This is a genomic window from Bradyrhizobium sp. CIAT3101, from assembly GCF_029714945.1.
Lineage (GTDB): Bacteria > Pseudomonadota > Alphaproteobacteria > Rhizobiales > Xanthobacteraceae > Bradyrhizobium.
Genome location: NZ_CP121634.1, coordinates 4998772 through 5025682, shown reverse-complemented (window position 1 = coordinate 5025682; position 26911 = coordinate 4998772). Strand labels below are relative to the sequence as shown.

At 65.0% G+C, this 26911-nt stretch carries 21 protein-coding genes and 1 pseudogene; 9 read left to right on the top strand and 13 right to left on the bottom strand.

Going from position 1 to position 26911, the window contains the following annotated elements:
• Positions 1-248: 248 nt before the first annotated feature.
• A complete protein-coding gene (locus QA645_RS23770) occupies positions 249-4016 on the bottom strand; it encodes a vitamin B12-dependent ribonucleotide reductase (RefSeq protein WP_283044138.1) in 3768 nt (1255 codons plus the stop codon).
• Positions 4017-4781: 765 nt separating this feature from the next.
• Here QA645_RS23770 and QA645_RS23765 point away from each other — a divergent pair.
• The 4 genes from QA645_RS23765 (at position 4782) to QA645_RS23750 (ending at position 8373) form a co-directional block, all read left to right on the top strand.
• Entirely contained in the window at positions 4782-5678 is an 897-nt protein-coding gene (locus tag QA645_RS23765) for a DMT family transporter (protein WP_283044137.1), read from the top strand.
• 93 nt (positions 5679-5771) lie between these two features.
• Positions 5772-6518 (top strand): response regulator transcription factor, encoded by a 747-nt coding sequence (locus QA645_RS23760; RefSeq protein ID WP_283053302.1) that lies wholly within the window; start codon positions 5772-5774, stop codon positions 6516-6518.
• Positions 6519-6819: 301 nt separating this feature from the next.
• Positions 6820-7890: a hypothetical protein gene (locus QA645_RS23755; protein WP_283044136.1), complete on the top strand. Its 1071-nt coding sequence runs from the start codon at positions 6820-6822 to the stop codon at positions 7888-7890.
• An 84-nt stretch (positions 7891-7974) separates the two neighbouring features.
• Positions 7975-8373, top strand: a complete 399-nt coding sequence (locus tag QA645_RS23750; RefSeq protein ID WP_283044135.1) for a hypothetical protein — start codon at positions 7975-7977, stop codon at positions 8371-8373.
• 98 nt (positions 8374-8471) lie between these two features.
• On the opposite strand, the gene QA645_RS23745 is transcribed toward QA645_RS23750, so the two are convergent.
• Together QA645_RS23745 and QA645_RS23740 are read right to left on the bottom strand one after the other, a co-directional pair.
• Positions 8472-10271, bottom strand: a complete 1800-nt coding sequence (locus QA645_RS23745; protein WP_283044134.1) for an adenylate/guanylate cyclase domain-containing protein — start codon at positions 10269-10271, stop codon at positions 8472-8474.
• Between the two features lie 8 nt (positions 10272-10279).
• Positions 10280-11251 (bottom strand): ABC transporter substrate-binding protein, encoded by a 972-nt coding sequence (locus QA645_RS23740; RefSeq protein WP_283044133.1) that lies wholly within the window; start codon positions 11249-11251, stop codon positions 10280-10282.
• 439 nt (positions 11252-11690) lie between these two features.
• Here QA645_RS23740 and QA645_RS23735 point away from each other — a divergent pair.
• Positions 11691-11893, top strand: a pseudogene (locus QA645_RS23735) (EamA family transporter); the annotation flags it as partial.
• A 461-nt stretch (positions 11894-12354) separates the two neighbouring features.
• Here the strand turns inward: QA645_RS23735 and QA645_RS23730 are convergent.
• From QA645_RS23730 to QA645_RS23720, 3 genes are all read right to left on the bottom strand, one after another.
• Positions 12355-14613 (bottom strand): CHASE3 domain-containing protein, encoded by a 2259-nt coding sequence (locus tag QA645_RS23730; protein ID WP_283044132.1) that lies wholly within the window; start codon positions 14611-14613, stop codon positions 12355-12357.
• Positions 14610-15023, bottom strand: a complete 414-nt coding sequence (locus QA645_RS23725) for a response regulator (protein WP_027530880.1) — start codon at positions 15021-15023, stop codon at positions 14610-14612. The genes QA645_RS23730 and QA645_RS23725 overlap by 4 nt, the downstream gene beginning before the upstream one ends.
• A 583-nt stretch (positions 15024-15606) precedes the next feature.
• The gene (locus QA645_RS23720; protein WP_283044131.1) at positions 15607-16212 is read right to left on the bottom strand and encodes a BA14K family protein; all 606 of its coding nucleotides are present in this window, start codon (positions 16210-16212) and stop codon (positions 15607-15609) included.
• 248 nt (positions 16213-16460) lie between these two features.
• Here QA645_RS23720 and QA645_RS23715 point away from each other — a divergent pair, with 248 nt between their 5' ends.
• Positions 16461-16868 carry an NADH:ubiquinone oxidoreductase subunit NDUFA12 gene (locus QA645_RS23715; protein ID WP_254131167.1) on the top strand — a complete coding sequence of 136 codons (408 nt, stop codon included), beginning with the start codon at positions 16461-16463 and terminating at the stop codon, positions 16866-16868.
• Between the two features lie 418 nt (positions 16869-17286).
• Here the strand turns inward: QA645_RS23715 and QA645_RS23710 are convergent, their stop codons facing one another.
• Entirely contained in the window at positions 17287-17973 is a 687-nt protein-coding gene (locus QA645_RS23710; protein ID WP_283044130.1) for a DJ-1/PfpI family protein, read from the bottom strand.
• A gap of 91 nt (positions 17974-18064) precedes the next feature.
• Between QA645_RS23710 and QA645_RS23705 the strand changes: the two genes are divergently transcribed.
• A complete protein-coding gene (locus tag QA645_RS23705; RefSeq protein WP_283044129.1) occupies positions 18065-19003 on the top strand; it encodes a GlxA family transcriptional regulator in 939 nt (312 codons plus the stop codon).
• A gap of 35 nt (positions 19004-19038) precedes the next feature.
• On the top strand, positions 19039-19833 hold the full coding sequence (locus tag QA645_RS23700) for a methyltransferase domain-containing protein (RefSeq protein WP_283044128.1): 795 nt from the start codon (positions 19039-19041) through the stop codon (positions 19831-19833).
• Positions 19834-19840: 7 nt separating this feature from the next.
• Here QA645_RS23700 and QA645_RS23695 read toward each other — a convergent pair whose 3' ends face one another.
• Positions 19841-20842: a Na+-dependent transporter gene (locus QA645_RS23695; RefSeq protein ID WP_283044127.1), complete on the bottom strand. Its 1002-nt coding sequence runs from the start codon at positions 20840-20842 to the stop codon at positions 19841-19843.
• A 16-nt stretch (positions 20843-20858) separates the two neighbouring features.
• A complete protein-coding gene (locus QA645_RS23690; RefSeq protein ID WP_283044126.1) occupies positions 20859-21806 on the bottom strand; it encodes an alpha/beta hydrolase in 948 nt (315 codons plus the stop codon).
• 207 nt (positions 21807-22013) lie between these two features.
• On the opposite strand from QA645_RS23690, the gene QA645_RS23685 reads away from it, so the two are divergent.
• Positions 22014-23072, top strand: coding sequence for a DUF2155 domain-containing protein (locus tag QA645_RS23685; RefSeq protein WP_283044125.1), 1059 nt, complete (start codon positions 22014-22016; stop codon positions 23070-23072).
• Between the two features lie 7 nt (positions 23073-23079).
• On the opposite strand, the gene aat is transcribed toward QA645_RS23685, so the two are convergent.
• The 4 genes from aat to QA645_RS23665 all read right to left on the bottom strand — a co-directional run bounded on the left by aat (position 23080) and on the right by QA645_RS23665 (position 26880).
• Entirely contained in the window at positions 23080-23760 is a 681-nt protein-coding gene (gene aat / locus QA645_RS23680; RefSeq protein WP_254193515.1) for a leucyl/phenylalanyl-tRNA--protein transferase, read from the bottom strand.
• Positions 23761-23822: 62 nt separating this feature from the next.
• The gene (locus tag QA645_RS23675) at positions 23823-24929 is read right to left on the bottom strand and encodes a histidine kinase dimerization/phosphoacceptor domain -containing protein (RefSeq protein WP_283044124.1); all 1107 of its coding nucleotides are present in this window, start codon (positions 24927-24929) and stop codon (positions 23823-23825) included.
• Positions 24926-25366 (bottom strand): response regulator, encoded by a 441-nt coding sequence (locus tag QA645_RS23670; RefSeq protein ID WP_254131176.1) that lies wholly within the window; start codon positions 25364-25366, stop codon positions 24926-24928. The genes QA645_RS23675 and QA645_RS23670 overlap by 4 nt, the downstream gene beginning before the upstream one ends.
• On the bottom strand, positions 25363-26880 hold the full coding sequence (locus tag QA645_RS23665; protein WP_254131177.1) for a CHASE3 domain-containing protein: 1518 nt from the start codon (positions 26878-26880) through the stop codon (positions 25363-25365). Before QA645_RS23665 ends, QA645_RS23670 begins: the two co-directional genes overlap by 4 nt.
• Positions 26881-26911 lie beyond the last annotated feature (31 nt).

Genomic DNA, 26911 nt, shown 5'->3' with positions numbered 1-26911 from the left:
CGTGCCGCGACACAGTTTCGCGCGCGCTGGGTTGCGAGAAGGGCGGCGAGGCAAGCTGCACGACAAGCGCGTCGAAATGCGGTGGCGAACGATGAGCGGTGAACAGCGAACGGCCCGGGTGGAGCGTGAGCGACATCCGGGCTACAGGGCGTTCCCGCCGCCGTGCGCAAATAAAGAAGGGCGGCCTCTCGGCCGCCCTTCTTCCGGGATAAGCCCGGGTCTAACGATCGTCGTGAAGAGCTACCCCCTCACGAACACCCCGTCGTGCTGCCGCAAGTATCGCACTTCATGCAGGTGCCGTTCCGCACCAGCGTGAAGTTGCCGCACTCTGAGCACATCTCGCCTTCGTAGCCCTTGGCCTTGGCTTCCGCGCGGCGCTCGGCCTTGCTGGGGGCGGCCGTCGTGGCCGCGCTGCCGGCCTTGCTCCACTGCAGGGCCTCGAGCTTCTCCGTGGGGGAGAGGTCGTGGCTGACTTCCTGCTTCAGCGCGACCGCGCCTTCCAGGACATCGCCGACCCGTGCGCTCGCGCCGTGTCCGGCAAGAGCGGTGACCTTGCTGCCGCCGGCGGGCGCGTTGTCGCTGCCGGAGGCGACCGCGGCCGAGCCGCCGCGCATCACCACGAGATTGTCGGTGCGGGAGCGGGTGAGGCCGCGCGACACCAGCTTGGTGGCGTGATGGGTCTCGTCCGGCTCCTTGCCTTCCTCCACGCCCTTGCCGAGCGCGTCGAAATTCGACTCGGTCGGATCGACATGGGCGAGATCGAAGCGCGACATGTAGCTCACCGCGAGCTCGCGGAAGACGTAGTCGAGGATCGAGGTCGCGTACTTGATGCTGTCGTTGCCCTGCACGGGGCCCGCCGGCTCGAAGCGGGTGAAGGTGAAGGCGTCGACATATTCGTCGAGCGGCACGCCGTATTGCAGACCGAGCGACACGGCGATGGCGAAGTTGTTGATGAAGGAGCGGAGCGCCGCGCCTTCCTTATGCATGTCGATGAAGATCTCGCCGAGACGGCCGTCGTCATATTCGCCGGTGCGGAGATAGACCTTGTGGCCGCCGACGACCGCCTTCTGGGTGTAGCCCTTGCGGCGATCCGGCATCTTCTCGCGCTCGCGCATCACGATGATGCGCTCGACCAGCTTCTCGACGATCTTTTCCGAGACCTGGGTGGCACGTGCCGCCATCGGCTTCTCGTAGAGCGTCTCGACCGCATCGTCCTCGTCCTCATCATCGCTGATGAGCTGCGAGTTGAGCGGCTGGCTGAGCTTGGAGCCGTCGCGATAGAGCGCGTTGGCCTTCAGCGCGAGCTTCCACGACAGCATGTAGGCGGACTTGCAGTCCTCCACCGTGGCGTCGTTCGGCATGTTGATGGTCTTGGAGATCGCACCCGAGATGAAGGGCTGCGCCGCCGCCATCATGCGGATGTGGCTCTCGACCGACAGATAGCGCTTGCCGATCTTGCCGCAGGGATTGGCGCAGTCGAACACGGCGTAGTGCTCGGCCTTCAGGTGCGGCGCACCTTCCACCGTCATCGCGCCGCAGATGTGGACGTTGGCGGCCTCGATCTCGCGCTTGGTGAAGCCCACGGCCTGGAGCAGGTCGAAGCCCGGAGCCGCGATGGCTTCAGCGCCGATGCCGAGCTGGTCGCGGATGAAATCCTCGCCAAAGGTCCACTTGTTGAAGGCGAACTTGATGTCGAAGGCGGTCGGAAGCGCCTTTTCGACCTTGGCGATGGCTTCGTCCGTGAAGCCCTTGGCCTTCAGCGTCGAGGCGTTGATGCCGGGCGCGTTGGACAGCGAGCCATGGCCGACGGCGTAGGCCTCGATCTCCGCGATCTCGCTCTCGCGATAGCCGAGCGCGCGCAGCGCTGCGGGGACCGCGCGGTTGATGATCTTGAAGTAGCCGCCGCCGGCGAGCTTCTTGAACTTCACCAGGGCGAAGTCGGGCTCGATGCCGGTGGTGTCGCAATCCATCACCAGGCCGATCGTGCCGGTCGGCGCGATCACCGTGGTCTGGGCGTTGCGATAGCCGTGCTTCTCGCCGAGCTCGAGCGCCGCATCCCAGGCCGCCCTCGCGTGCGCGATGATGTCCTGTTGCGGGCACGAGGCGTGGTCGAGCGGCACCGGGTTGACGGAGAGGGCCTCGTAGCCGGAGGCCTCGCCATGCGCGGCGCGGCGGTGGTTGCGGATGACGCGCAGCATGTGCGCGGCGTTCTTCTTGTAACCGGGGAAGGTGCCGAGCTCGGCCGCGATTTCGGCCGAGGTCTTGTAGGTGATGCCGGTCATCACAGCGGTCAGCGCGCCGCAGAGCGCGCGGCCTTCCTTGGAGTCGTAAGAGAGGCCCATGGTCATCAGCAGGCCGCCGATGTTGGCATAGCCGAGGCCGAGCGTGCGGAACTCGTAGGAGAGTTCGGCGATCGCGCGCGACGGGAACTGCGCCATCATCACGGAGATTTCGAGCACGATGGTCCAGAGCTGGCAGAGATGCTCGTAGCCCTTGACGTCGAACTGCTTGGTCTCGGTGTTGTAGAAGGTGAGCAGGTTGGCGGACGCCAGGTTGCAGGCGGTGTCGTCCAGGAACATGTATTCCGAGCACGGGTTCGACGCGCGGATGTCGCCGGACGCCTTGCAGGTGTGCCAGTCGTTCATGGTGGTGTTGAAGTGCAGGCCCGGGTCGGCCGACGCCCAGGCGGCGTAGCCGATCTTCTCCCAGAGGTCGCGCGCCTTCAGCGTCTTCGTCACCTTCTTGGAGGTGCGGGCGTTCAGGTTCCAGTCGCCATCGGTTTCGACAGCGCGCAGGAAGTCGTCCTTCAGCGAGACCGAGTTGTTGGAGTTCTGGCCGGACACCGTGAGGTAGGCTTCCGAATCCCAGTCGGTGTCGTAGACGTCGAACTGGATGTCCTTGTAGCCCTGTTTTGCAAATTGGATGACGCGCTTGATGTAGTTATCGGGAACAAGCGAGCGACGAGCCAGCTTGATTTCCCGGCGGAGCGCTGGGTTCTTCTCGGGGTCGAAGCAATCGTCGCCCGAGCCTTCGCAGTTCACGCAGGCCTTCAGCACCAGCTTGAGGTGCTTCTGGTTGATCTTGGAGCCGGTGACGAGAGCGGCAACCTTCTGCTCCTCCTTCACCTTCCAGTCGATATAGGTCTCGATATCGGGGTGATCGACGTCGACGACGACCATCTTGGCGGCGCGACGCGTGGTGCCGCCCGACTTGATCGCGCCGGCAGCGCGGTCGCCGATCTTGAGGAAGCTCATCAGGCCGGACGAGCGGCCGCCACCCGACAGCTTCTCGCCTTCGCCGCGCAGGCGCGAGAAGTTGGAGCCGGTGCCGGAGCCGTATTTGAACAGGCGGGCTTCGCGGACCCAGAGGTCCATGATGCCGCCTTCGTTGACGAGGTCGTCACCGACGCCCTGGATAAAGCAGGCATGCGGCTGCGGATGCTCGTAGGCCGACTTGGACTTGGTCAGCTTGCCGGTGAAGGGGTCGACGTAATAGTGGCCCTGGCCGGGGCCGTCGATGCCATAGGCCCAATGCAGGCCGGTGTTGAACCATTGCGGCGAGTTCGGCGCGACCATCTGCATGGCGAGCATGTAGCGGAGCTCGTCGTAGAACGTCTGGGCGTCTTCGTCCGACGTGAAGTAGCCGCCCTTCCAGCCCCAATAGGTCCAGCAGCCGGCGAGACGATCGAACACCTGCTTGGACGAGAGCTCGCTGACATAGCGCTCCTTCTCGGGCAGAGCGGCAAGGGCCTCGGTGTCGGGCACGGAGCGCCACAGGAAGGAGGGGACGGACTCTTCCTCGACCTTCTTCAGGCGCGCGGCGACGCCGGCCTTGCGGAAATATTTTTGGGCGAGCACGTCGGAGGCGACCTGCGACCATTCGGTCGGGACCTCGACGCCGTCCATTTTGAACACGACCGAGCCGTCGGGATTCCTGATCTCCGACGTGGTCAGGCGGAATTCGATTCCCGCATAAGGTGACTGTCCCGAAGTGGTGTGGCGCCGCTCAATCCGCATGGTCTTGCCCCGTCCTTATCTTTGACCGGATCCGCCTCTCGTTGAAGGCGTCCGGGTCGCTATTTCGTTTCGCGTTTCCACCCAGGCCAGATCGGCCCTTGGGCACCGCAGTTCAGCCGGTGGATCCGGCCCAGTTTCTCCCGGGGATGTCGGGTGCATGCACCTCTCATCCGCCGGCATGTCCAGACACATCCGCCCCCAAGGGGATGAGCCCGACATGCGTTCAAACGCCCCACATCGTCACAACGTCTACTGATGCCTTCCGAGCCTGTTGCCGGCCCGTTCTGGCGCCCGAAAAGTCCGCTTATCGCGGGCAGACAAGCCCTTTCCCGCTGCCTTTGGCTGGCTGGCGGAGTGGCGATTTGCGAGACCCTTTGGGGGAGTGCCGGCGGGACGCAAACTCACTCGCGCCGAACGGACCGAAAGCTAGGACTCTCCGTTGCGCCCGTCAAGAACTAGTGCGAGTTCCTGAATCAAATACTAAATATGGTGGATTGCGGGGGATAACAGGGGGCAAGCCCTCACCTGTTGTTGAGCCAAGTATCAGTGAGTCCTCAGGGATTCCCAACCGAAAAAATTTGCATCCCGTGACGATACGGACCCTTCATCCCGCTGTTCACAGGGCAGGTATATTTTTGGGCAACGGGATTGCGTCAGCGGGACTCACGTAGTGGTACGGAAGGAGAGGGCAGGCATGCCCGCCGAGGCGGTGGTCGCGCCTGCGAATCCGCGCCAAGCTGACCTCGATTTTGCCGGACTGCCCACATGCTTGATTCGACTCGCCGGGATGCGCGACCGCGCATCGCCCCGGCCGGCCTGATGTTCCTCGCGATCACCTCGATCGGCTGGGGCTTCAACTGGCCGGTGACAAAGTTCCTGCTTGGCGAACTGCCGCCGCTCACCTTGCGCGGCGTCACCGGCGTGCTCGGCGCGGTGCTGCTGGCCGCGCTCGCCCTGGTTCGCGGCGACAGCCTGAAAGTCGCGCCCCAGATCTGGCCGCGGCTGGTCACCGCCGCCACCCTCAACGTCACCGGCTGGATGGTGCTGATGGGGCTGGCGCTGCTGTGGCTGCCGGCGAGCGAGGCGGCGCTGATCGCCTACACCATGCCGGTCTGGGCCTCGCTGATTGCCTGGCCCGTGCTGGGAGAGCGGCCGACCTTGCTGCGCACGCTCGGGCTGGTGATGGCCTTTGCCGGCCTCGCCTCGATCATGGGCGGCAACGGCATCGCCGCCAGCGCCGAGAAGGCGCCCGGCATCATCATGGCGCTGTGCGGCGCGATCGGCTTTGCCGTCGGCACGGTCTTCTCCAAGAAGTACCCGATCCACCTGCCGCCGATCACGGCCGCGGCCTGGCAGATCGGGATCGGCTGCCTGCCGATCTCGATCGTCGGCCTCCTGATCGAGACCACGCATCTGGACAAGGTGACACCAATCGGCTGGCTGCTGCTGGTCTATTCGACCGTGGTGCAGTTCTGCATCGCCTATGTGAGCTGGTTCGCAGCATTGGCACGGTTGCCGGCCTCGGTCGCGGCGATCGGGACGATGGCCGTGCCGGTCATCGGCGTGGTGGCGTCCGCGCTGGCGCTGCACGAGCCGCTCGGGGCAGGGCAGATCGCCGGGCTGATCTTTACGCTCGCCGCGGTGGTGCTGGCGACGCGGTAAGTGGTCTGCGAGGCCGCGAGCGCTGCAAATGGGCGCAATAAAAACCGACCGGTCGACTTGTTTTTAAAGCCGCAGTCTGATATTGGCCGGGCGATGGAAGCTACCACCGCGTCCGATTGCACCGACTGTTCGGTGCCGGCCAGGATCCTCCTCGTCGAGGACGACCGGGACATCGCGCGCATGCTGGCCGAGCTGCTCACCGAGGCGAACCTCGTTGCCTCCGTCGTCGGATCTGGCGCGGAGATGGATCACGTCCTGCGGCGCGGCGACTTCGATCTGATCGTCCTGGACGGGATGTTGCCGGGGGAAGACGGCTTCAGCATCTGCCGCCGGCTGCGCTCGACCGGAACGGTTCCAATCATGATGCTGACGGCACTCAGCGACGATGTCGATCGCATCGTCGGCCTGGAGCTCGGTGCCGATGACTACGTCACCAAGCCGTTCAGCTCGCGCGAGTTTCTGGCGCGCATCAGGAGTCTCCTGCGCCGGGCCTCCTACGCCAACCGCGTTGCCCGGCAGCCTGCCAGCATGACCTTCGCAGGCTGGAGGGTCGATCCGGTGCAGCGCAAGCTTCACGATCCCGACAGTGTCGAGATGCCCATGACCACGGCGGAGTTCGACATCCTGCTTGCCTTCTGCGCCAATCCGGGTCGGGTGCTGAAGCGCGAAGAACTCCTTTCGCTGACGCACGCCGGTTTGGCGGGGCCATTCCTGCGCAGCATCGACGTTCACGTCAGCCGCGTTCGTCAGAAGATCGAGCCGAACGTGCGAGAGCCGACGCTGATCAAGACCATTCGCCTCGGCGGCTATCTCTTCACGCCGACCGTTACAGCCGCCTGAGGTTGGAGCGGCTGTTTACGCCGCGGGAAGGTCGCAGGGCGGGGCGCTAATATCTCTACACATACCGCCACGGCGCGGACAAATTTCGACAGAAAAGACGCCGCAGCTTCGACCCCAAATGCTGCCGTTACGTTCAGCTCAGCGCGTCAGTCGAGGCGAGATTATGCACAATACGGAGTCAGTCATCCCAGAGGTCGCGCCGGGCCGGCGCTGGTGGCTTCCCATCTTCAGGGCGCTCGGGCACCTCCTTGGCTCAGGACGCGCCCGCTACCAGCGTCCGGTCGATGGGAGCGGCGTCATCGTGTCGAATGACGACGAGTTTCGCGATCCCAGTCGTGTGCATGCGCTTCTCGCGTCCATTGAATCCAAGCCTGGATCTGAGCCGCGCGAGCTGCTCGCTGCTCCCGCGGTCATGTCGGAAGTGACCGTGCCGGAAGTTGTCTTGCCGGATGCGTCTCGCACGCCGCCGGACGCCGAACTCGACATGCCTGTGGTGCAGGAGAACGCGAGCCGTTCGCTCGTTCGACCGGCCGCAGCCGGGCCGCGTGCGCGCGTGCCGGCCTTCAGGTACGTTCCGCGCAGGCTCGCCTTTGAGATGCCGAGGTTTCGCAGGTCTCGTTTTCGTTTCCTGGACGCATTGCTCCTGCTTGCGATCGTCGGCGGTTTGTCCATGTCGCGCGGAGAGCCGGCGGCATCCAGCCCCGATGTGGCAGCGGTCAGTCAGGACATTCGCCGTGATCCAGCCGATGGAGCCGAAGCAGATTCCACCGCGCAGCCGCGTGCGGCAGCCATATCCGCGGAACGCAATGAGCCGGTCGACGAAGCCACGTCCCCGCCCAGCACGCGTGCGGCCGAACCCGAGACTGGTGTCTCGGAAGCGCGCGATATCCTGACGACGACGACGGAGCCGAAGGCCGAGAAGGCATCTGCGGAGCCGGCACGTGAGAGCTCGAACCGCGACATCGATACCAACCGGGCGCCGGCGAAGGTCGCGGGCATCCCGGCTGAACAGAAAAAGGAAGCTAAGGCCAAGGTCGAATCCGCCGGGCGCCAGAGGTTGGTGCGCCTCGCTTCCACGGCGCCGGCCGAGAAGCCCAAATTGCTCGGCCAGCTACGGGGCGACGTCGACTATCGGAATTGGAGATCGAGTGCGGCTGACGTGACCCCTTCCTGGGGCGGACCCCCGCCGGTGATCTACGGCCCGGCGCCAGCTCCGAATGTTGCCGTCGCCGAGCCGGCCAACGCGACCAAGCGACAGGATAGGCTGTCTTATGCCAGGCCCGGGGTTCTGGAGCGCGTGATGGATGCACCTGGAGCGGTGCTGAGCGGAGGCCGGCAGGCCCTGTCCAACATCCTCGATGCGGTTTGGTGACCAGAATTATTGCCGAGCCGGGTGATCTGCCTCAGACGCCCGGCTCGCGATCGCGCCAGTCGCCCATTTCAACTCGACAGAGCCATGTTGTTGCGTAGCTACTCTCGACCTGCGACCGGCAACTGCACCTTGGTACGGGGGCAGGCCGGTCGTCTGCCGGCCGCGCTTGGCATGCGCGGTGTCATGCGGTTTGTTGTGCTGCCGGTCGTCATCGGATTGGGGCTTGGAGGTTGCGCGACGACCCCGGGTGGCGCCGCTGGCCTACGCAATCCGCTCGATGCACAGGCCTCCCTCGCCGAGGGCGGAAAAGCGACCGACAAGAGCGGTTATCTTGCAGTCCACGATTTGCCGCCGGCGCGCAAGGCGCCGCTCATGGACGTCGCCGAGCAGCAACGCATCAAGGCCGCACTGATCGCCGCTCGCGGGCGTCAGACAGTCGCGCCAACCAAGGCCTCCTCAGCGGACGCCAACGCATCACGATAGCAAATGACCTCGATCAGCGACGCGTCAGCCCGCCGCCATCCCGCCGACGTTCAACGCCTTCCGGATCATTTCGCGCTAGCCGTCCGGACGCCGGGGTATCAGTGGTCCTGAGGCTCTTTCTCTCGCCGGCGTTGTCCCGAGCCCGGCGGCTTCAACGGCAGGTCGGCAGGTGCGACGGCAAAGACTTCGAGGGCCTGGTCGTAGCCTTTGATGTGTCGCTGTCCGAGCGATGCCAACGGAACGCTATCCCTTACCCTTTCAGCGATCGTGGGATCAGCCAGGATCTGCGCGTCCTTCGCGAGATTGCAGAGCCGCGACGCCAAATTCACCACGGCTCCCATCGCCGTGTAGTCCAGCCGACCGTTATAACCAACCGTTCCTACCGTTGCCGGTCCCATCGCAACGCCCACGCCAAAGCCGATCGCGTGGCCGGCGTCGCACCATTTGCCGGCAAGGGACTGCACCGTCGTTTGCAGGTCGATCGCGAGTCGGACCGCTTGGGTTGCCGGCTGTTCGCATGCGACCGGGGCATTGACGAGGAGCATGACTCCGTCCCCATCAAAGCCGATGAGCGTTGCCTCGTGACGAGTCGTCACGGCACCAACGGCCTCGTAGTACTCGCGCATGACGGCCATGATGACATCAGGTTCATTGCGCGTGGAGAACGCCGTGAAGCCGCGCAAGTCGCCAAAAATGACGGCGACTTCACGTCGCTGTCCTTCGAGCAGTTCGTGAGAATGCTCGACCAATTCGGCGACCTGCGATGGCAGGAACTGCTTCAGCCGTTCGATCCGCGCAGATTTCTGTTGCGAGATCGCCAGTTCAGAAGCCATTTCATTGAAGCGCAGCGCCAGTTGCTGCAACTCGTCACCGCTGAAGATCCTGATGCGATGCTCGAATTGTCCGGTTCTGATCCGCTCCACGCCCTCTTCCAGTTGCTTGATCGGGCCGGACATTCTGTGCGCGCGCCAATAGGCGAGCGCCAGCGCGACAAGAACACCAAAGGCAATCAGAATTGACGAGCGCCACAACGCCGCGTGAATTGATGCAAAAGCTTCCGAGACCGGCTGCATCGCGATCACCGTCCATCCCACATCGGCGGCTAGAACGGACAGCGCCACCACCGGCTTGCCTTGGTCCCCGGTTATCACCGCGGCTCCGCTCGACGCGCCAACGAGATGCTTGATCCGGCCGAAACTGCCCGAGCTGGCGCGGCCGCGCAGAACCAGACTGATGTCGGGATGGGCGATCAGATGACCGGAGTCATCGACAACAATGGCGTAGCCGGTCTCGCCAATTCGAATGGCGGCGATGACATCCCAGATCAGCTTCAGATTGACTTCGGCGATCACGACCCCCGCAGCCGGCAGGCTCCCGGCAACCGCGATCCTCATATAGGGCTCTGAATCCCGCTGGTACTGAACCGGTCCGTACCAGACCTTGTTGGCGCGTGCGCCGAGAGCAGCGGGATCAGCGGACATATCAATGCCGCGCCCGGTCCTGTTCAGATGCAGCCTGGAAACAAAAATCCGTTCAGTGCCGGCCTCATCCAGAAGCGAAACCGAAACGATTGCAGGCACCTGCTGGAGAAGGCGCAAGGCGTCGATCTTATGTTGCGCATCGTCCCCGGCAGACCAGGGAAGCTGCACCATCCAACCCAGTTGATCCCGTATGCCGTCGGTGAACGCCTCGATCCTGTCGGACGCCGCGCGAGCATCGGCGTGCAGCACCGCGCTGATCTGGCGGCGCTGGTCTCGGTAACCGAACGACGCCTCGACGGCCGCGCCCAGTATCAAAGGCACGACGGCAGCGACAAACAACGTCGCGAAATACTTGCAGAACAGCGAGCGACGCGGGGGCATCGTACACGAAGAGGACTGCGCAGCACCGTCGGTCATCAATGCTCTCAGGAGATCACCTTGCTGGCCCGAAACAGGATCGACGACACGTCCAGGTCGATGCCCAGAAGCCTGGCTGTCTTCAGATTGACTGCCAGTTCGAACTTCTCGGGGCGCATCACCGGAAGATCTGACGGATTTTCACCGCGCAGGATGCGATCGGCATACGTGGCAAGCCGAAAGTAGGTCGTGCGCTGGTTTGCGCCGTAACTCAGGAGACCTCCAGCGTCACAATATTCAGACCAGCCAAACATCGAAGGCAGCCGGCGCGCGATTGCAAGCTCCGCAATCTTCGCACGATGCACCAGCGTCACAACATCGGGAAACACGAGGAGAGCATCCGCGTCCACGTTTCCGGCAGCGGTCAACCCATTCTCGATTTCGCGAGCGCCACAGAACGGAACGTAGGCTGCCTCGATGCCGAGATTCCGGCACGACTCCAAAGTCGCACGCCATTCCAGTGGCTCTCCCGGATGATCCGTGTTCGAGAAGACCGCCAGTTTTCGCAGCTTTGGATAAATGTCCTTGAGCAGCTCAATGCGCTTTCCTGCCAGCTCGAGCGACAGGAATGTGCTGCCGGTGAAATTGGTGCCGGGGTGAGCAAGGCTCTTCACCACACCCAAAGCGACGGGGTCACCGCTCAACGCAAACAGCACGGGCACGTCGGTGACCCCAGTCATGACGCGTGTCGCCGGACCGCTCGAGACCACTAGGTCGATATCCTTCCGCTGCAAATCGGAGACGATCTTGCGCAGTGCCTGCGGATTTCCAGGGGCATAGTGCGTCTCGAAGGTTACGGTCTTGCCCTCGACGTATCCCAGCGCGCGCATTCCATCGCGAAAGCCGTCCAGGAAGGGATCCGGTTCGGACTCGGTCGAGACCCAGAAGATGCGATGCAGCTTGGCTCCGTCCTGCGCCCGTGCGATCGCGGGCCAGACCAGTCCTCCACCAATCAACGAGATGAACTCGCGTCTTTTCATCCGAGCACCTGTGGAAAGCTGCGCCGTCAGTTCCGGCCGCAGACCAGGATCCTAGCTGTGTGCATCTGGTGACTGCGATCGGTATCGCGCTCCGCAAGCGGACTGTCGCGACGCCGGCTCCAACATTTGTCGCCGGGAGCATGCTCGGAGATGGGGGTGGTGAGACGATTTGTCCTTGAGATGCGCTTGATTTTTGCTTGAGACCGGCCCGATCGGAATCAAAACGGCCTTACTCGTTGCATTGCGCGGTTTCGGAACACCTCCGGCGCGGATCCGGGCGAGCCACGGCGGCTCAACAAGACAAGCGGAACTCGCATCCTGCGCTAGTGCGCGCGGTCCCACATTTGCGTAACTGCTGCGCGCCTCCGGGCAGTCCACGCGCTAGCCGGCCGCCATCCCCCCGCCGTTCAACGCCTTCCGGATCATTTCGGCGAGCTGGCAGTTTTGTATCGCCTACGTCAGCTTGTTCGCAGCGCTCGCCCGCCCGCCCGCCTGCCTGCCTCGGTCGCCGCGATCAGGACGATCGCGGTGTCAGTGATTGGCGTGGTCGCGTCGGAACTCGCGCTGCACGAGCCGCTCGGGGCAGGGCAGATCGCCGGGCTGATCTTTACGCTCGCCGCGGTGCTATTGGCGACGCGCTGATCGCTATTCAGCGTCAGCGAACGCAGCTAGAAGCGCAGGCCCAACTTCTGCAACCGTCGGAGCACTCGATCGCTCCCGTTCCGGGAGAGCAACGAAGCCATTCCTTGAACCAAGGTTTCTGGTGGGAATGTAAACAACACGGTTGGTCCCAAATTTAACGGCAACTTCCTTTGCGGATCGCACAAATGAACTCCAAGATCCCACCCCGGCGGCGCTTAGAATAGGCTCAAACAAATTGCCCCATTCCGCTCGTGAAGGGTGTGGAATCCCCTCGCGCGAATACTGCAACGCGTCCAGTAGTGCCTTGCCTGCGCCCACGACATCGCTCGCCTCCAGATTGAAGACCGGTGTGCAGGTCATGCCCACTCCGTCCGTGGTCTCCGAGACAGGGCAGATGATGATCTTGTTTCGCCTGAGATAAGCAGCAGCTCTCTTCAAGCAATCCTCCCGTTGGCGACGCGCTAGCTCGCCGCCATCCCGCCACCACTCAATGCCTTCCTGATCATCTCGGCGAGCTGGTTTCTCCGGTACGGCTTGGTCAGCAGCATCACGCCGTCGTCGAGCTTGCCGTGGTGGACGATAGCGTTGTCGGTGTAGCCGGAGGTGTAGAGCACTTTGACGCCCGGGCGTCGTTTCGCCACTTCGTCGGCGAGCTCGCGGCCGCTCATGCCGCCGGGGATGACGACGTCGGTGAAGAGCAGATCGAAGGCCTGGCCGGCCTCGATCAGTTGCAGCGCGGCGCGGCTGTCGCCGGCGGCCACCGTCCTGTAGCCGAGGCTCTGCAGCTGCGCAGTAACGAAGTTGCGCACCAGCACGTCGTCCTCGACCACAAAGATGGTCTCGGCGCCGCCTTCGGCCTGCGGGGCGATTGCTGCGGCCGCTTCCGTCGTGCCTTCGCCGGGCGGCAGATAGAGCTTGATCGTGGTGCCGTGACCTTGCTCGCTGTAGATCTTGATGTGGCCGCCGGACTGCTTGACGAAGCCGTAGACCATGGAGAGCCCGAGGCCCGATCCCTTGCCGACCTCCTTGGTGGTGAAGAACGGCTCGAACGCCATGTCCTGCACGCTCTGCGGCATGCCCGTGCCGGTATCGCTGACGGCGAGCATGACGTAGGGGCCGGGCCGCACGTCGGCGTTGGCCTGCGCGTAAGCCTCGTCCAGCACGACGCGGTGGGTCTCGAGCAGGAGCTTGCCGCCGTTCGGCATGGCGTCGCGGGCGTTGATCGCCATGTTGAGCACGGCATTGGTCAGGCGCGACGGATCGATGTGCGAGGTCATCGGTCCCTGTTCCAGCACGGTCTCGATCTGGATCTGCTCGCCGAGGGTGGGACGCAGCAGCTTTGCGATGTCGGTGATGGCGGCGTTGATCTCGACGTCGCGCGGCTGCAACGGCTGTTTTCGCGCGAAGGCCAGCAGATGCTGGATCAGCTCGGCGCAGCGCTCGGCGGCGTCGTCGATCAGGCGCGCGGTGCGCTGCAGCTCGGGCTGCTCCTTCAGGCTCGCCACCAGCGTCTCGGTATTGCCCGAGATCACGGTCAGCATGTTGTTGAAGTCGTGCGCGACGCCGCCGGTCAGCTTGCCGATCGAGTCGAGCTTTTGCGACTGGTGTAGCTGCCGCTCGGTTTCGCGCGAGGAGGTCGCATCGTGATAGACCAGCACGGCGCCGGAGATGTTGCCCTGTCCGTCCCGCATCGGCCGGCCGCTGACCATCAGATGGCGCGCGTTGTTGCCGCTGTGCGGGCGGACGATCATCTCCAGATTTTCGAACGCGTCGCCGCGCAGCACGCGCACGGACGGCAGTCCGTCGGACTCGAGCGGCGTGACGCCGTCGCCGTGGAACACATCGGATAGCGCGCGCAGATTGCGCAGGTTCGTGCCGGTGCGGTGCAGCAGTATGTGCTCCGCGGCCGGATTGGACAAAAGGACGTTGCCCTCGGTGTCGATCACCAGCACGGCCTCGGCCATGCTGCGGAACGTGCTCTGCAGCACGTTGACCGACAGGCGCAGCTCGTCATGGGCGGTGACGAGGTGCTCGGTGCGCTCCGCCACGGCGGCCTCGAGTTGCTGATTGGCCGCGGTGGTTTCCAGCAGTGAGCTCTGGAGCTGCACGGTGGTACGCCGGCTCTCGCGCAAGAGGATGGTGACGAGCAGCAGGATCACCAGCGCGCCAATGACGTCGATGCCGAGCAGCACGATGCCGGTCCGGCGCGAGGCCGCTTCGCGAGTGGCGCGTAGCTTCTCTTCGCTCGCGGCCAGCCGATCCAGATTTCCCGTGAGCGTCTCCATCAGGCCGCGTCCTTCGCCGCGGTCTCTCAGCGCGTTGGAGCCCTCAATGTCGCCATTGGTGCGCAGCCGAAGCGACTCGGCTGCGACCTCGATGCGCCGAAGGATGAGTGGCTCCGTAGCCTCCATCAGCGCCACCTGGTCGGCATTGTCGCGGATCGCGAGCTTGAGGTCGCCGAGCGCCGGTGCGATCTGGCCGCGGGCAGCCTGGAATTCGTCGATGAAGCCTGCCGTGCGGTAGATCTCATAGCCGCGTAGCGCGCTTTCCGCGCGGCGAACCAGCAGGTGCACGTCGGAGATCTTCTTCAGCACCTCGGCGGTGTGATTGACCCACGCAGCGTCCGACCGCGACTTGACGTCGAGCCCGATCGAGGCGGCGGTGATGAGCAGGAGGATGGCAAGTCCAGCACCGAGAATGACGCGCTGCGAAGGGATCAAGGTGCTTCTTTCTGGTCCTTCGGCGGCGCGCTCTCGCCAAGGCATTCCCGGATGGTCGTCAACAGCGTCTCGGGCGTGAACGGCTTGCGCAGGCAGCGCGATGCGCCGAGTTCGAGCGCCATGCGGAGGAAGTCCGGGGAGGGCGAGGCGGATGAGGCGAAGGCGTAGCCCGACATGGCGATCAACGGAATCGCCGGCGCACGCTCGTGAAAGATGCGGATCGATTCGAAGCCGCGCATATGCGGCATGAAGATATCAACCAGCATCACATCAAACGTCTGCGCTTCCAGCGCAGCAAGCCCCGTTTCGCCGCCGTCGGTGAGCGTGACGTCGAAGCCCTGGCGCAGGAGGAGGACCTCGATGGTCGCGCCGACCATCGGATCGTCATCGACCACGAGAATACGCGGCATGACCCTTCCTAGTAGATCGAAGTCCCCACAGTGATTGGTGATATAGGCGAATCGTGCGCTGGGTCAATTTTGGATTGGACCTACATAGGTATGCACGTCGCAATGCATAGCGCCTCTGCGGGTTCCGGGTGGCAGGCGAATTTCGTCGGATTTCAATGACAGGTTGAGGCAAATCCGCACGATCCGCGAAAGCTGCTCCGTCATTGAACCGTTCTGGAGACGTGTGGCGCATATGTCACCCGACGGGATGATGACGCGTGTGGGCAGGTCGAATTACTGCAGAACCATGATCTGCGGAGGTTCTGCGATGACCCGGCTCGGGCTTGATGGACTGCGTTCGCGACAAGACGTGCAAGATCTGAGCGCGGATGATCGCAGGACGTATCGGCGATGGGCGCGCTGCTCATGCGCGGGCTACGCAATCGTTCTCATCGTCCTGTTCGCCGGCTTCTGGTTTCACGACCGCAGCGTGATGGTCGCTCAATCCGTGTCAGAGACCGGAAATACGCCGAGGGGCGGCCAACACAAATGAGAGCGGCGCCGTTGGTCGGCGCCGCTCAGGGATGATGATCTTCAGGCCGCGTTACGGGCAGGGATGACGCAGGCCGTCATAGCCGAGATAGGTGCCGGACGCCGGGTCGTAGGACCGGTAGCGCTGGGCACAATAGGCCGACGAATCGCCGCCGCTGTCGGGCACCACGGCCACCGTCGCACCGTCGTCATAGTAGCTGTTGTCGTAATAGCCATCGCCGTAATACGGGCCGTCGCCGTAATAGGCGTAGGACGAGCCCAGCGCGCCGATCGCCGCACCGGCTGCGACTCCCGGCCAGAAGCCGCCGTGACGACGCCAGCCGCCACCGTGCCAGTTGCCGCCGCCGCCGTTCCATTGGCCTCCGGTCGCTGCGAAGTTGCGGCCGCCACCACCGCTAAAGGCGGGGCCCGCACTGGGGCGCACAGCCGCACCGGCCGCGAAATTGCCGCCGCCGCCACCGATCCGGGGGCCGCCACCGGCAAAGCCGCCGCCGCCCATGCGGGCGCCGCCGCCGCCACCGCCGAAATGAGCACCGCCGCCACCACCGCCGACATGTCCGCCACCGTGGCCGCCGGGGCCCTGGGCGAAGCTCGGGGTCGCCATCGGAAGAACCAGTGCCAGCGCCGCGGCCGCACTCAAAACTCTCAGACTGTTCATGTTCAAAACTCCTTTCCCGGAAGCAAATCCCTTGAACGGGCTACGGTTCCTGGGATCACGCCGGTTTGCGCATGAGCGGCAGGTTTTCACGGCGCCGCTGTACCCGGCATGAATGGATCGCGACCGATTTGCGGCAGGCAGGGCCGCCCCGTGTCACCGCGTTTGGGCTGGGCACGGCCGCACCGGGCGAACTGGACATTTGGCCGTCCGGATGGCATCAGGACCCCACGAAGCAGGGCCCTTGCCGCATGAAACAATTCTTCCTGAAGCTCTTCACCTGGTGGAACGGCCAGACCTTTGGCACCCAACTCTGGACCTCGCGGTTCGGGGAGCTGGTCGGTGAGGACGAGCAGGGCAACCGCTACTATCGGACGGCCGGTGGCAAGATCGACCCGACGCTCGGCTTCGAGCGGCGCTGGGTGATCTACAACGGCTATGCCGAAGCCAGCCGGATCCCGACGGGTTGGCATGGCTGGATGCATCACGTCGTCGACGTGCCGCCGACCGAAGAGAACTACCAGCCGCGCGAATGGCAGAAGCCGCACCAGCCGAATCCGACGGGGACGGCCAAGGCCTACCGTCCGTCCGGCTCGACGCTCGCCGGCGGCAAGCGCCCCAAGGCGACCGGCGACTACCAGCCCTGGACGCCTGGCTAGTCCCAGGCGCTCTCCATCATCGGTTTGGATGCACGCGCATCCGCATCACGCCGCTGTGGACAACGGGATCAGCGGGGATGCCAGCTGCGTGGCCGTTGCGCCTGCGCCAGCGATGCGGCTCAATGAACCCATCTTACGGAGATGGGAGACCATCGCGTTCGGTTCGGGCAACAGTTCGCGACTGTCCCGAGATGCAGCGGCCGCCGAGGAAGGACTCGATCGGGAGATAGGCCCCCGGTCTGGTAGTTCCGAAATCGCCCGATGAGAATGTGCGCCGCCGTGAGACAGGAAGGGCCGCTCGGGAAACCGGGCGGCCTCTTTCTGTTGGGCTAGGGTCCGCTTGCCGTGTCGCTGCTGGGTCCTGGCTCTGCGCAGCAGCGCAAGGGCGCTGCAGCGCGTCCGGGACACGAGAGCCGCGCTACATCATCCGCTCGGCTGCACGCTTGGCAGCCTCCAAGCGCCGCGCTTGGAATGGCGCGACCCGCTCTTTCATCAGCGCGAGCACGTCTGCCGGCGCAGTATCGGGCGAGCCGGCATTGAACGGCGGGGCGGGATTATACTCGAGGCGAAGTTGAATGGCTTCCGCGGTGGTGCGATCGACCAGCAGCGAGACCAGCGTTAAAGCGAAATCGATGCCTGCGGTGACACCGCCGCCGGTCACGCGATTTCGATCGACGCAGACGCGCGTCTTGGTCGGCGTCGCGCCGAACAGCGACAGCATCTCCATCGCACTCCAATGGGTGGCGGCATTGTAGCCCTTCAAGAGCCCGGCCGCGCCCAGCACCAGCGATCCCGTGCAGACCGACGTGACGAATTTGGCGCCCTCAGCCTGCTTGCGCACGAAGTCGAGGGTCTCCTCGTCATTGAGGAGAGCGTCGGTGCCGAAGCCGCCGGGAATGCAGATCACGTCGAGTTGCGGGCAATCGGCGAATGTCACCGTCGGCGTCAGCATCAGCACGGAATCGCTTGGCACGGGATCCAGCGTCTTCCAGATCAGGTGCACGGTCGCGCCGGGGACGGATGAAAACACCTGCAACGGGCCGGTGAAGTCGAGTTGGGTGACGCGCGGGAACACCAAAAGGCCGATCTGAAGCGGTGCCGTCATGAGAGCCTCCAATGAAGTGCTTGACGCCGGCAAATTGGCATGATGCCCTTCTGTCCAAAATGGCGTATTTCCCTCACTTTCGGACATGAGCATGATCGGCATCCTGATCTTCCCGGATTTTCAGCTGCTCGATGCGGCCGGCCCGATCTCGGTATTCGAGATCGCGGCACGCGCCGGCGACAAGCCGCTTGCGCTGCGCGTGCTGGCGATGACCGCGGGTCCGGTGCGCTCGTCCTCCGGCGTCGAGATGATGGCGCGCGATTTCAAATCGACGAATGCGATCACGACGTTGGTCGTGGCGGGCGGCGCGGGCGTGTCGGCGGCGGCGCGCTGTCCGACAACGCTCGCCTTCGTGCAGCGGCTGGCGAAGCGCGGCGTGCGGATCGCCAGCGTCTGCTCGGGCGCCTATGTGCTCGCGGAGGCCGGCCTGCTCGACGGCCGCCGCGCCACGACGCATTGGGGCCGCACGCGCGATTTCGTCGCGCGCTATCCCAAGATCAAGTTCGAGCCGGACCAGATCTTCACCCGCGACGGCCAGGTCTGGACGTCGGCGGGCATCAGCGCCGGCATCGACCTCGCGCTCGCGATGGTCACCGAAGACCATGGCGAGGAGATCGCGCAGGCGACCGCGCGCCAGCTCGTGCTGTACCATCGCCGCAGCGGCGGCCAGTCGCAATTCTCGTCGCTGCTGGAATTGAAGACGCCGAACGGCCGGTTCGGTGCGCTGCTGTCGTGGGCGCGGGAAAATCTCGACACACCGCTGACGGTCGAAAACCTCGCCGATCGCGCCGGCATGAGCGCGCGGCATTTCGCCCGCGCCTTTGCCGCCGAGACCGGCACAACGCCGTCGAAGGCGATCGAGCGGCTGCGGATCGAGGTTGCGCGCGAGCGCGTGCAGTCCTCGCGCGAGGCGATCGAGCTCGTGGCAGAGGCGACCGGCTTCGGCGATCCCGAGCGCATGCGCCGCGCCTTCATCCGCGCCTTCGGCCAGCCCCCTCAGGCGCTGCGGCGCGCGGCGCGGGCGGGGTAGCGACTCTCACTTGCCACGCGACCGAGGAGGCGACGATGAGCGGGATGGAGTACAGCAATGAGAACGCGAAACGGCTCCAGAGAATCTATCTCACCGACGATGTGAAGGCCCAGCGCGCGGACACAATCCGGCACCTCAATCTCTCTGCCGGCGAGCGCGTTCTCGATATCGGATGCGGTCCGGGCTATCTCTGCGAAACCATGGCGCAGATCGTTGGGCTTCATGGCGCTGTCGTCGGTATCGATGTGTCGACCGACCTGATCGCCGTCTGCAACCGGCAGAAGGCTTCGGACTGGATTTCATATGCCATCGGCAACGCGACGGAGTTGGGCCAGCCCGATGCATCATTTGACGCCGTCGTGTGCACTCAGGTCGCCGAGTACGTCCCTGATGTCGACCGCGTGCTCAGGGAAGCGTTTCGCGTCCTGAAGCCGGGCGGCCGAACGGTTTTTGTCGCAACGGATTGGGACGCCGTGGTGTGGCATTCTGACAACCGCGAGCGCATGGCCGCCGTCATGACATCATGGGAAGCACATTGTGCCCATCCGCGTCTCCCCAGATCGATGGCCTTCAGACTGATCAATGCCGGATTTCATCTGGACGGAGCATCCGTCTTTCCGATTTTGAATTTGCGGTACGATGACGATAGCTACAGCAAGGGACTGGCCCAGGGGATCCGGGATTTCGTCAGCCGCACGAACGACGTTTCAGCCGACGATCTCAATGCATGGCACGGCGAATTCGAGCGCCCGACCGGGACGGGACAATATTTCTTCAGCACCAACCGCTATATTTTCAGGGCATCAAAGCCTGCCGGCGCGCTGACATGAGAGCGCGCTAGCTGGTGCTGCCTGCGGCCGTCGCGCCGGTTCCTCGCGTCGCCAGCCGCCGCGCGATCGGCGTCAGCATGTACGGCGACAGATGGATCGGAAACTGCGTCATCGCGAAATAGAGCCAGGTCGTGGCCGGCAGCGCGCCGGCGGTCGCGGCGAGCATCAGGCCGAGATTGCGCTGTGACACCATCAGCCCGAGCGCCAGTGCGCGCTCATAGCCGATGCGGCGGAACAGCAAGGTCGTGACGGCGAGCAGGGTGAAATAGATCGCGAACGACAGGGCTGCGAGGCTGATCGTGAAGACCGGCCGCGCCATCAGGTCGCTCACGACATCGCCCATGATCGCGGACGCGAAGATCAGGAGGATGATGATGTTGAAGCCGTCGATCGGCTGCTTGTGGCGCTGGATCGCCTCGGCACCGAAGACCCATCGGATCATGGTGGCGCCCAGCAGCGATGCCGCGAGGATGCCGAGCAGCTTCAGCCCGAGTGTGAGCGGCGAGATGGCCAGCATGCCGCCGAGGAAAAGGCTCGCGAACAGCGACGCGGTGAAGGGCACGATCGCGGTTGCGGTCACCAGCGTGATCAGCACCAGCGTGGCGTCGAGGCCCATCAGCGCGGCCAACGCCGGAGAGGCCATCATCGGCGAGGCCATGCTCTGCAGCATCAGCGCCAGCGACAGGCCGGGCGCACGCTCGGTGAGCCCGCTCGCATGCGCGATCAGTCCGACGATCAGCGGCACGCCGATCGTCGTCCACGCGGTGGCGGTTGCCACCAGCGCGGGCCGGCGCAGGTGGCTGTAGAGCGCCGCGAGATCGACCCGCATGAAGGAGATGCAGAGCAGGACGAGGATCGCCTCGGTGACGTAGGGCCGCAGCAGCGCGCCGAGCGGCGGCACGGCGGCGGCAATGAACACGACGGCGGCCACCGCGCGCGTGCCCTGGCCGCCGAGCCAGGTCAGGCCGCGGAGGGGAAGGGCAAAGACGGTTTTGAGCGCAGACGACATTCGGATGACGACGTTCTCAACCCAATGCCTTCAGCCATGCGCCGATCTCGCTCACCGCGACATTGGCCTGTTGCAGCAATTTGCCCATGGTGAAGAAGCCGTGGAACTGGCCGGGGAAGTGCTTGTATGTGACGCCCACGCCGGCCTGCTTGAGGCGCGCGGCGTATTCGTCGCCCTCGTCGCGCAGGGGATCGGCGCCAGCCGTGAGCACATAGGCCGGCGGCAGTCCAGCCAAGGTCTCGGCGCGCGCGGGCGAGGCGCGCCAGTCGTGAATGCCGGCCGCGCCGTTGAGATAATGGTCGCGGAACCAGCGGATTACCGAATGCGTCAGCAGGACGCTGGTCTCGGGCTCGCTGTGCGAACCGTGCGTCATGGCGAAATCGACCGCCGGATAGATCAGCACCTGGCCGGTGAGCGCGGGGCCATCGCCGTCACGCGCGGCCAGCGCGACGACGGCTGCGAGATTGCCGCCGGCGCTGTCGCCGCCGATCGAGAGGCGCGAAGCATCGATGCCCAGCTCGCGCGCGTTCGCCGCAATCCATTTGGTCGCGGTGATCGCGTCGTCGGTGGCGGCGGGAAATTTGTGCTCGGGTGCGAGGCGGTAATCGACCGCGATCACCATCAGGGCGCCGGCGTCGGCGAGTTGCCGGCAGACGACGTCATGGCTGTCGAGATCGCCGATCACCCAGCCGCCGCCATGGAAGAACACCAGCGCGGGCGCCAGCCCGTCCTTGAGGCGCGGCTCTTTCGGCACGTAGATGCGGGCGGGGATGGTCCCGTGCGGCGCCGGGATCGACAGCGGCGCGACCCGCGCAAGCTCCGGCGGCTCGGGGTTGGTGGCAAAGCGAGCCTGCGCGTAGTAGGCGCGCGCCTCCGCGGCGGTCAGCGTCTCGTAGGCGGGGCGGCCGGCCTCCTGGAAAGCCTTGTAGACGGCGGCGGCATCGGGATCGAGCACGACGGGCATGGGCAGGTACCCCAGAGGTTCTGGTGATCGGTGGACGTCATTTTCGGGGGGCGATGCCCGCGTTCCGCCTCGGGGGGAGGCGGCCGACTATCCCATCCGGAGGCCGGGATGGCCAGCCGGCGGCGGGCAGGGCAGGGATGCCGCCCTTTCCCCGCCGTATTCGCCGTGTTAACCGGATGGCCTGCGAGCGGCGGTATCCCCTGTAGAATGTCGAATAAGCCCGATTCGCTGTTGAAGCCGCGCGAGATTATGTTTCGAACCATTACCCTGACAGGTCTTGCGGCGCTTTTGGCCGCTACCGCTTTGACGGTGGCGACGCCCGCGCAGGCGCAGATCGGCACGATCTTCTCCGATCCGCCACCATTGCGGCCGCCGGGGACCATCCCGCGCGGCGGACAGCCGCAACCGCAGCCGACCCCCGACGACGACGAAGAGGTGCCCGAGCTGCCGCCGCAGGGCCGCGTGCTGCCGTCGCGTCCGATGCCGCGCCAGGGCAATGCCATGCCGGGGCCGGTCGAGACCCAGCCGCTGGCGCCGCCGCCAGGCAGCCCCGTCGCCCCGCAGAACCAGCCGCCGGCCGTCGCTGTGGCGCCGCCGGGCGCGCCTGCTCAGCCGGGCGCCGCTGTTCCGGGAGCTCCCGGCCAGCGCCAGCCGCAGCAGAAGGGCGGGACCCAGCAGGGCGCCGTGCCTCAGGCGCCGGCAAGCCTCCAGCCGGGCGACGAGGTCGTCACCGAGCCGCCGGCGCAGAAGATCGTGAACAAGAAGGCGACGTTCTCCGGCCTCGACAAGATCACCGGGCGCATCATCAATTTCGACGAGGATATCGGCGAGACCGTGCAGTTCGGCGCGCTGCGGGTGAAGACCGACGCGTGCTACACGCGGCCCGCCACGGAAGCCGCCAACACCGACGCATTCGTCGAGGTCGACGAGATCACCTTGCAGGGCGAGGTGAAGCGGATCTTCTCCGGCTGGATGTATGCCGCAAGCCCCGGCCTGCACGGCGTCGAGCACCCGATCTACGACATCTGGCTCACCGACTGCAAAGAGCCGCAGCAGACCATTGCGACCGCAGCGCCCGATCCCGCGACCAAGCCTGCGCCGCCGCCACCGCCTCCGGCGCAGAAGAAGGCCGCGCCAAAACAGGCCGTGCAGCAGCGTCCGCCGCAGCCCCTGCCGCCGATCCAGCAGCAGCCGGCGCCGCCGCCACCTCCGCCGCCGGAGCAGCGGCCGGGCCTCTTTGGTATCCCCGGGTTCGGTAGCCGATAAACCTGATTTATTGCCGCGAGGCGACGATCTCGAGCGCGCGTGCGCCCGGGATCGCATCCCCCGCAGACAGTTTCAGGAAATCGCCGGGCTCACCGGCGAGCGCCTTGTCGAGCAGCGCGGTGTAGCGCCGCCGCGAGATCTCGGCCGCGCCAAAACTCTTGAGATGCTCGGTGACATATTGCGTGTCGAGCAGCTCGAAGCCGCCATGGATCAGACGCGCGACCAGATGCACCAGCGCGACCTTCGAGGCATCGCGCGCGGTGTGAAACATGCTCTCGCCGAAGAAGGCACGCCCCAGGCTCACGCCATAGAGGCCGCCGACGAGGTCGTCGCCCTGCCAGGCCTCGACGCTGTGGCAATGGCCGAGCTCGTAGAGGCCGCCATAGAGGTCGCGGATGCGCTTATTGATCCAGGTATCCTCGCGCCCGGCCTGCGGCGCGGCGCAGCCGGCAATGGTCGCCTTGAACGCGGTGTTGACGGTGACGCGAAACGCATCCGAGCGCACCGTGCGGGCCAGTCGCGACGAGACGCGAAAGCCGTCGAGCGGGATCACGCCGCGCATTTCCGGTTCGACCCAGAACAGGGTCGGGTCGTCGGCACTCTCGGCCATCGGAAAGATGCCGCAGGCATAGGCGCGCAGCAGCACGGCCGGCGTGATTTCAGACGAGGCGGAGTCGCGCGAAGTCATAGCGTCCGACCATAGCAGGATCGCGATGCGCGTGCGATGGGGGGCAATTCCGGATGTGCGGATCAGCCCGCCGCGGCGGTGTTCGCCTTGCCGGGGGGCGCGGGCGTGCGCTGGAACCGCAGGATGATGCGGGTTCCGGAATGGGCGGGATCGCGCTCGACGGTGGCATCGAGCTTGCTGGCCATCGCCGCGACGATGCGCTGGCCCATGCCGGTGGAGCGCGGATCGGCCTTGACGTTGTCGCCGACGCCGTCGTCGGTGATCGACAGCAGGAGATCGTCGCCTTGCGAGCTCAGCTCGACATGAATGGGCCCGGCGCCGTCGGGATAGGCGTATTTCACCGCGTTCATCACCAGCTCGTTGACGATGATGCCGACGGCGACGGCGCGGTCCGGGTCGATCTCGATGGCTTCCGCCTTCACCGTCAGGCGCGACATCCGGTTACCTTCGGCCGAGCGGCGGAGATCCTCGAGCAGGGAGTCCAGATACTGGTTGAGCACGACGCTCTTCAGGTCCTGCGAGGTGTAGAGGCGGCGGTGCACCTGGGCGACGGCGGCGACGCGACCCATCGCGTTGGTGAGCGCGGCCTTGACCTCGTCCTGCGCGGCGGAGCTCGCCTGCAGGTGCAACAGCGAGGCGATGATTTGGAGCGAATTGCCGACGCGGTGATTGACCTCGCGCAGCAACAACTCGCGTTCGGCGGCAAGTGCGGCGTAGCGGTCGCGCGAGGCGTGGATCTCGGCTTCAGCCTCCTCGCGGGCGCGCTGCAACTCGGCCTGGCGCAGCGCGCCTTCGGCCGCGACATGCAGGAGCGGGATGAAGTCGCCCTTGACGTCCTTGACCAGATAGTCGGCCGCACCGGCCTTGAGCGCGGTCACCGCGATGCTGGAATCCTGCGAGGCCGTGACGAACACCACCGGCGGGGCGTCCGGGATCGCCATGACCTGCTCGAGCGTCTCGAGCCCGTCGAGACCGGGCATGTACTGATCGAGCGCCACCACATCGATGCAGCCTTGACTGCTTGCGTTACGGATGCGCTCCAGGCCTTCCTCGCCGCTCGCGGCATGGATGACCTTGTAGCCGCGCCGCGTCAGGCCGCGATCGACCAGGCGCGCAAGCGCGTCGTCGTCATCGATGTAAAGCAGTGTAGGCGTGCGCTGTTGGTTCATGAGGCGGCGGGCGGGACCTGGATGACCGAGAAGAACAGGCCGAGCTGCCGGATGGCATTGGCGAAATTCTCGTAGTTGACGGGTTTGGTGATGTAGACGTTGCAGCCGAGCTCGTAGCAGCGCTTGATCTCATGGCTGTCGTCAGTCGTGGTCAGCACCACCACCGGCGAGGCCTTGAGATATTTGTTTTCCTTGATCTGCTTCAGGATGTCGATCCCGCTCATATCGGGCAGGTTGAGGTCGAGCAGGATCAGGAGCGCGTTGCCCTTCTGGACCAGCCCGCTGCCGTCGGCGCCGAACAGGTGCTTCATCGCCTCGGTGCCGTTGGCGAACGACACGATTTCATTGTTGACCCCGGAGCGGCGGATATTGCGCTCGATCAGCCGGGCGTGGCCCTCGTCGTCCTCGATCATGATGATGGTGACGGGCAGTGTCATTTGTCAGCGTTCCGGTTACTGGCGTTCCACGAGATGGGCAGCGTGATCGTAAAAGTGCTGCCCGCGTTCAGTTCCGACGATACCGACATCGTGCCGCCGAGGCGGCGCACAAGTGCACGCACATGGGCAAGACCGATACCCTGACCGGGCTTGTCCTGGGTTCCCGCACGGCGGAACAGGTCGAAAATCCGCTGATGATCCCTAGCGTCGATACCGCGGCCGTTATCGCTGATTTCGAAGATAGCGTAGCCGAGCTTGGTGCGCCCGCGAATTCTGATCTCGCCGGGCACCCCGTTCTTCAGATACTTAATCGCGTTGTCGATCAGATTGGAGAAGATCTGCTCCAGCGCAAGGCGGTCGCTGACGATATTCGGCAGCGGCTCGATATGGATCTCGGCCTGCGCCTCTGCCGCCTGATGTGCCACCGACGAGACGATGGCCTCGATGAAGTCGCGCGTATCGATCTTCTCCGGCTGGAACTCACGCCGGCCCTCGCGGGTGAGGTTGAGGATCGCCGAGATCAGCCGGTCCATCCGGGCGATCGAGGATTTGATGAAGCCGAGGGCTTCAGAAAAATCCGCCGACATCTGCTTGTCGGGGCCGTCCAGCGGAATCTCCGCGACATCGACGGGCGGGCCGCCGGCCGGCGTGCCCGTGAGACCTCCGATCCGTCGAAAGATGTCCTTGCCCAATTCCTCGAGCTCGCTGGTGAAGCCCATGATGTTGACCAGCGGCGAGCGCAGGTCATGGCTCACGATATAGGCAAAGCGCTGGATCTCGTCGTTGGCTTCGCGCAGGTCGGCCGTGCGCTCGTCGACAGTGGCCTCCAGATTGAGATTGGAGTCGCGAAGCCGTGTTTCCGCGTCGTCGCGGGCGCGGGCAGAGCGCCGCACCAGCCAGACCGAGATGATCGCTAGCAGCACGACGAGACCCGAGCCGATACCGGTCATCGATGCAGCGAGCGTCTGGCTGCGGTTGGCGTTCGCCGAACGGAGGCGGAACAGTCGCTCCTCCTCTGCGATCATGGCGGCCGCGACGCTGCCGATGGTGGCGGTCGTGTTGCCGTCGGCCGCCTCGCGAGCCAGCGCTGTGGCTTGGGCCTGCTGGCCCTGCCTGATGAAGTCGATCTCGCGTCCGAATTGGCCGAGACGGATCTCGATCGCCGCGCTCAGTTTCTCGATACTGTCGCGCTGCGCAGGATTGTCGCCAATGAGGCGGGTGACACGGTCAAGCGCAGGAATGATTGCTGCGACGGCCTTCTCGTGGTCGCCCTGGAATTCTGGTCCCAGCGTTAGGAGATAACCGCGCAGGGCGCTCTCCGCGCGCCGGACTTCGAGCAGCAGACCATTGATCTGGTTCTCCACCTCGAGGGTGTGAACCACCCATTTGCTGTCGTCTCGGGCTTCGTTGACGAGGTAGACGGAGCCGGCGCTGATCACGGTCAGCACCAGGAGTCCTGCCGCGAACAGCAGGATCTGCCAGAATGCGCGCCGCCGCTGTTCCCCAGCCGTCACGACGGTCTTGCCTTGTTAGCTGTCGCGGAGT

What these genes read in the sequence shown, in the direction of transcription:
- QA645_RS23690 (WP_283044126.1), bottom strand. Translation starts at nt 21,806, where the DNA reads ATGCCCGTCGTGCTCGATCCCGATGCCGCCGCCGTCTACAAGGCTTTC.
- QA645_RS23675 (WP_283044124.1), bottom strand. Translation starts at nt 24,929, where the DNA reads ATGAACCAACAGCGCACGCCTACACTGCTTTACATCGATGACGACGAC.
- QA645_RS23705 (WP_283044129.1), top strand. Translation starts at nt 18,065, where the DNA reads ATGATCGGCATCCTGATCTTCCCGGATTTTCAGCTGCTCGATGCGGCC.
- QA645_RS23710 (WP_283044130.1), bottom strand. Translation starts at nt 17,973, where the DNA reads ATGACGGCACCGCTTCAGATCGGCCTTTTGGTGTTCCCGCGCGTCACC.
- QA645_RS23685 (WP_283044125.1), top strand. Translation starts at nt 22,014, where the DNA reads ATGTCGAATAAGCCCGATTCGCTGTTGAAGCCGCGCGAGATTATGTTT.
- QA645_RS23700 (WP_283044128.1), top strand. Translation starts at nt 19,039, where the DNA reads ATGAGCGGGATGGAGTACAGCAATGAGAACGCGAAACGGCTCCAGAGA.
- QA645_RS23745 (WP_283044134.1), bottom strand. Translation starts at nt 10,271, where the DNA reads ATGACCGACGGTGCTGCGCAGTCCTCTTCGTGTACGATGCCCCCGCGT.
- QA645_RS23695 (WP_283044127.1), bottom strand. Translation starts at nt 20,842, where the DNA reads ATGTCGTCTGCGCTCAAAACCGTCTTTGCCCTTCCCCTCCGCGGCCTG.
- aat (WP_254193515.1), bottom strand. Translation starts at nt 23,760, where the DNA reads ATGACTTCGCGCGACTCCGCCTCGTCTGAAATCACGCCGGCCGTGCTG.
- QA645_RS23725 (WP_027530880.1), bottom strand. Translation starts at nt 15,023, where the DNA reads ATGCCGCGTATTCTCGTGGTCGATGACGATCCGATGGTCGGCGCGACC.
- QA645_RS23670 (WP_254131176.1), bottom strand. Translation starts at nt 25,366, where the DNA reads ATGACACTGCCCGTCACCATCATCATGATCGAGGACGACGAGGGCCAC.
- QA645_RS23720 (WP_283044131.1), bottom strand. Translation starts at nt 16,212, where the DNA reads ATGAACAGTCTGAGAGTTTTGAGTGCGGCCGCGGCGCTGGCACTGGTT.
- QA645_RS23715 (WP_254131167.1), top strand. Translation starts at nt 16,461, where the DNA reads ATGAAACAATTCTTCCTGAAGCTCTTCACCTGGTGGAACGGCCAGACC.
- QA645_RS23765 (WP_283044137.1), top strand. Translation starts at nt 4,782, where the DNA reads ATGCTTGATTCGACTCGCCGGGATGCGCGACCGCGCATCGCCCCGGCC.
- QA645_RS23770 (WP_283044138.1), bottom strand. Translation starts at nt 4,016, where the DNA reads ATGCGGATTGAGCGGCGCCACACCACTTCGGGACAGTCACCTTATGCG.
- QA645_RS23740 (WP_283044133.1), bottom strand. Translation starts at nt 11,251, where the DNA reads ATGAAAAGACGCGAGTTCATCTCGTTGATTGGTGGAGGACTGGTCTGG.
- QA645_RS23760 (WP_283053302.1), top strand. Translation starts at nt 5,772, where the DNA reads ATGGAAGCTACCACCGCGTCCGATTGCACCGACTGTTCGGTGCCGGCC.
- QA645_RS23750 (WP_283044135.1), top strand. Translation starts at nt 7,975, where the DNA reads ATGTTGTTGCGTAGCTACTCTCGACCTGCGACCGGCAACTGCACCTTG.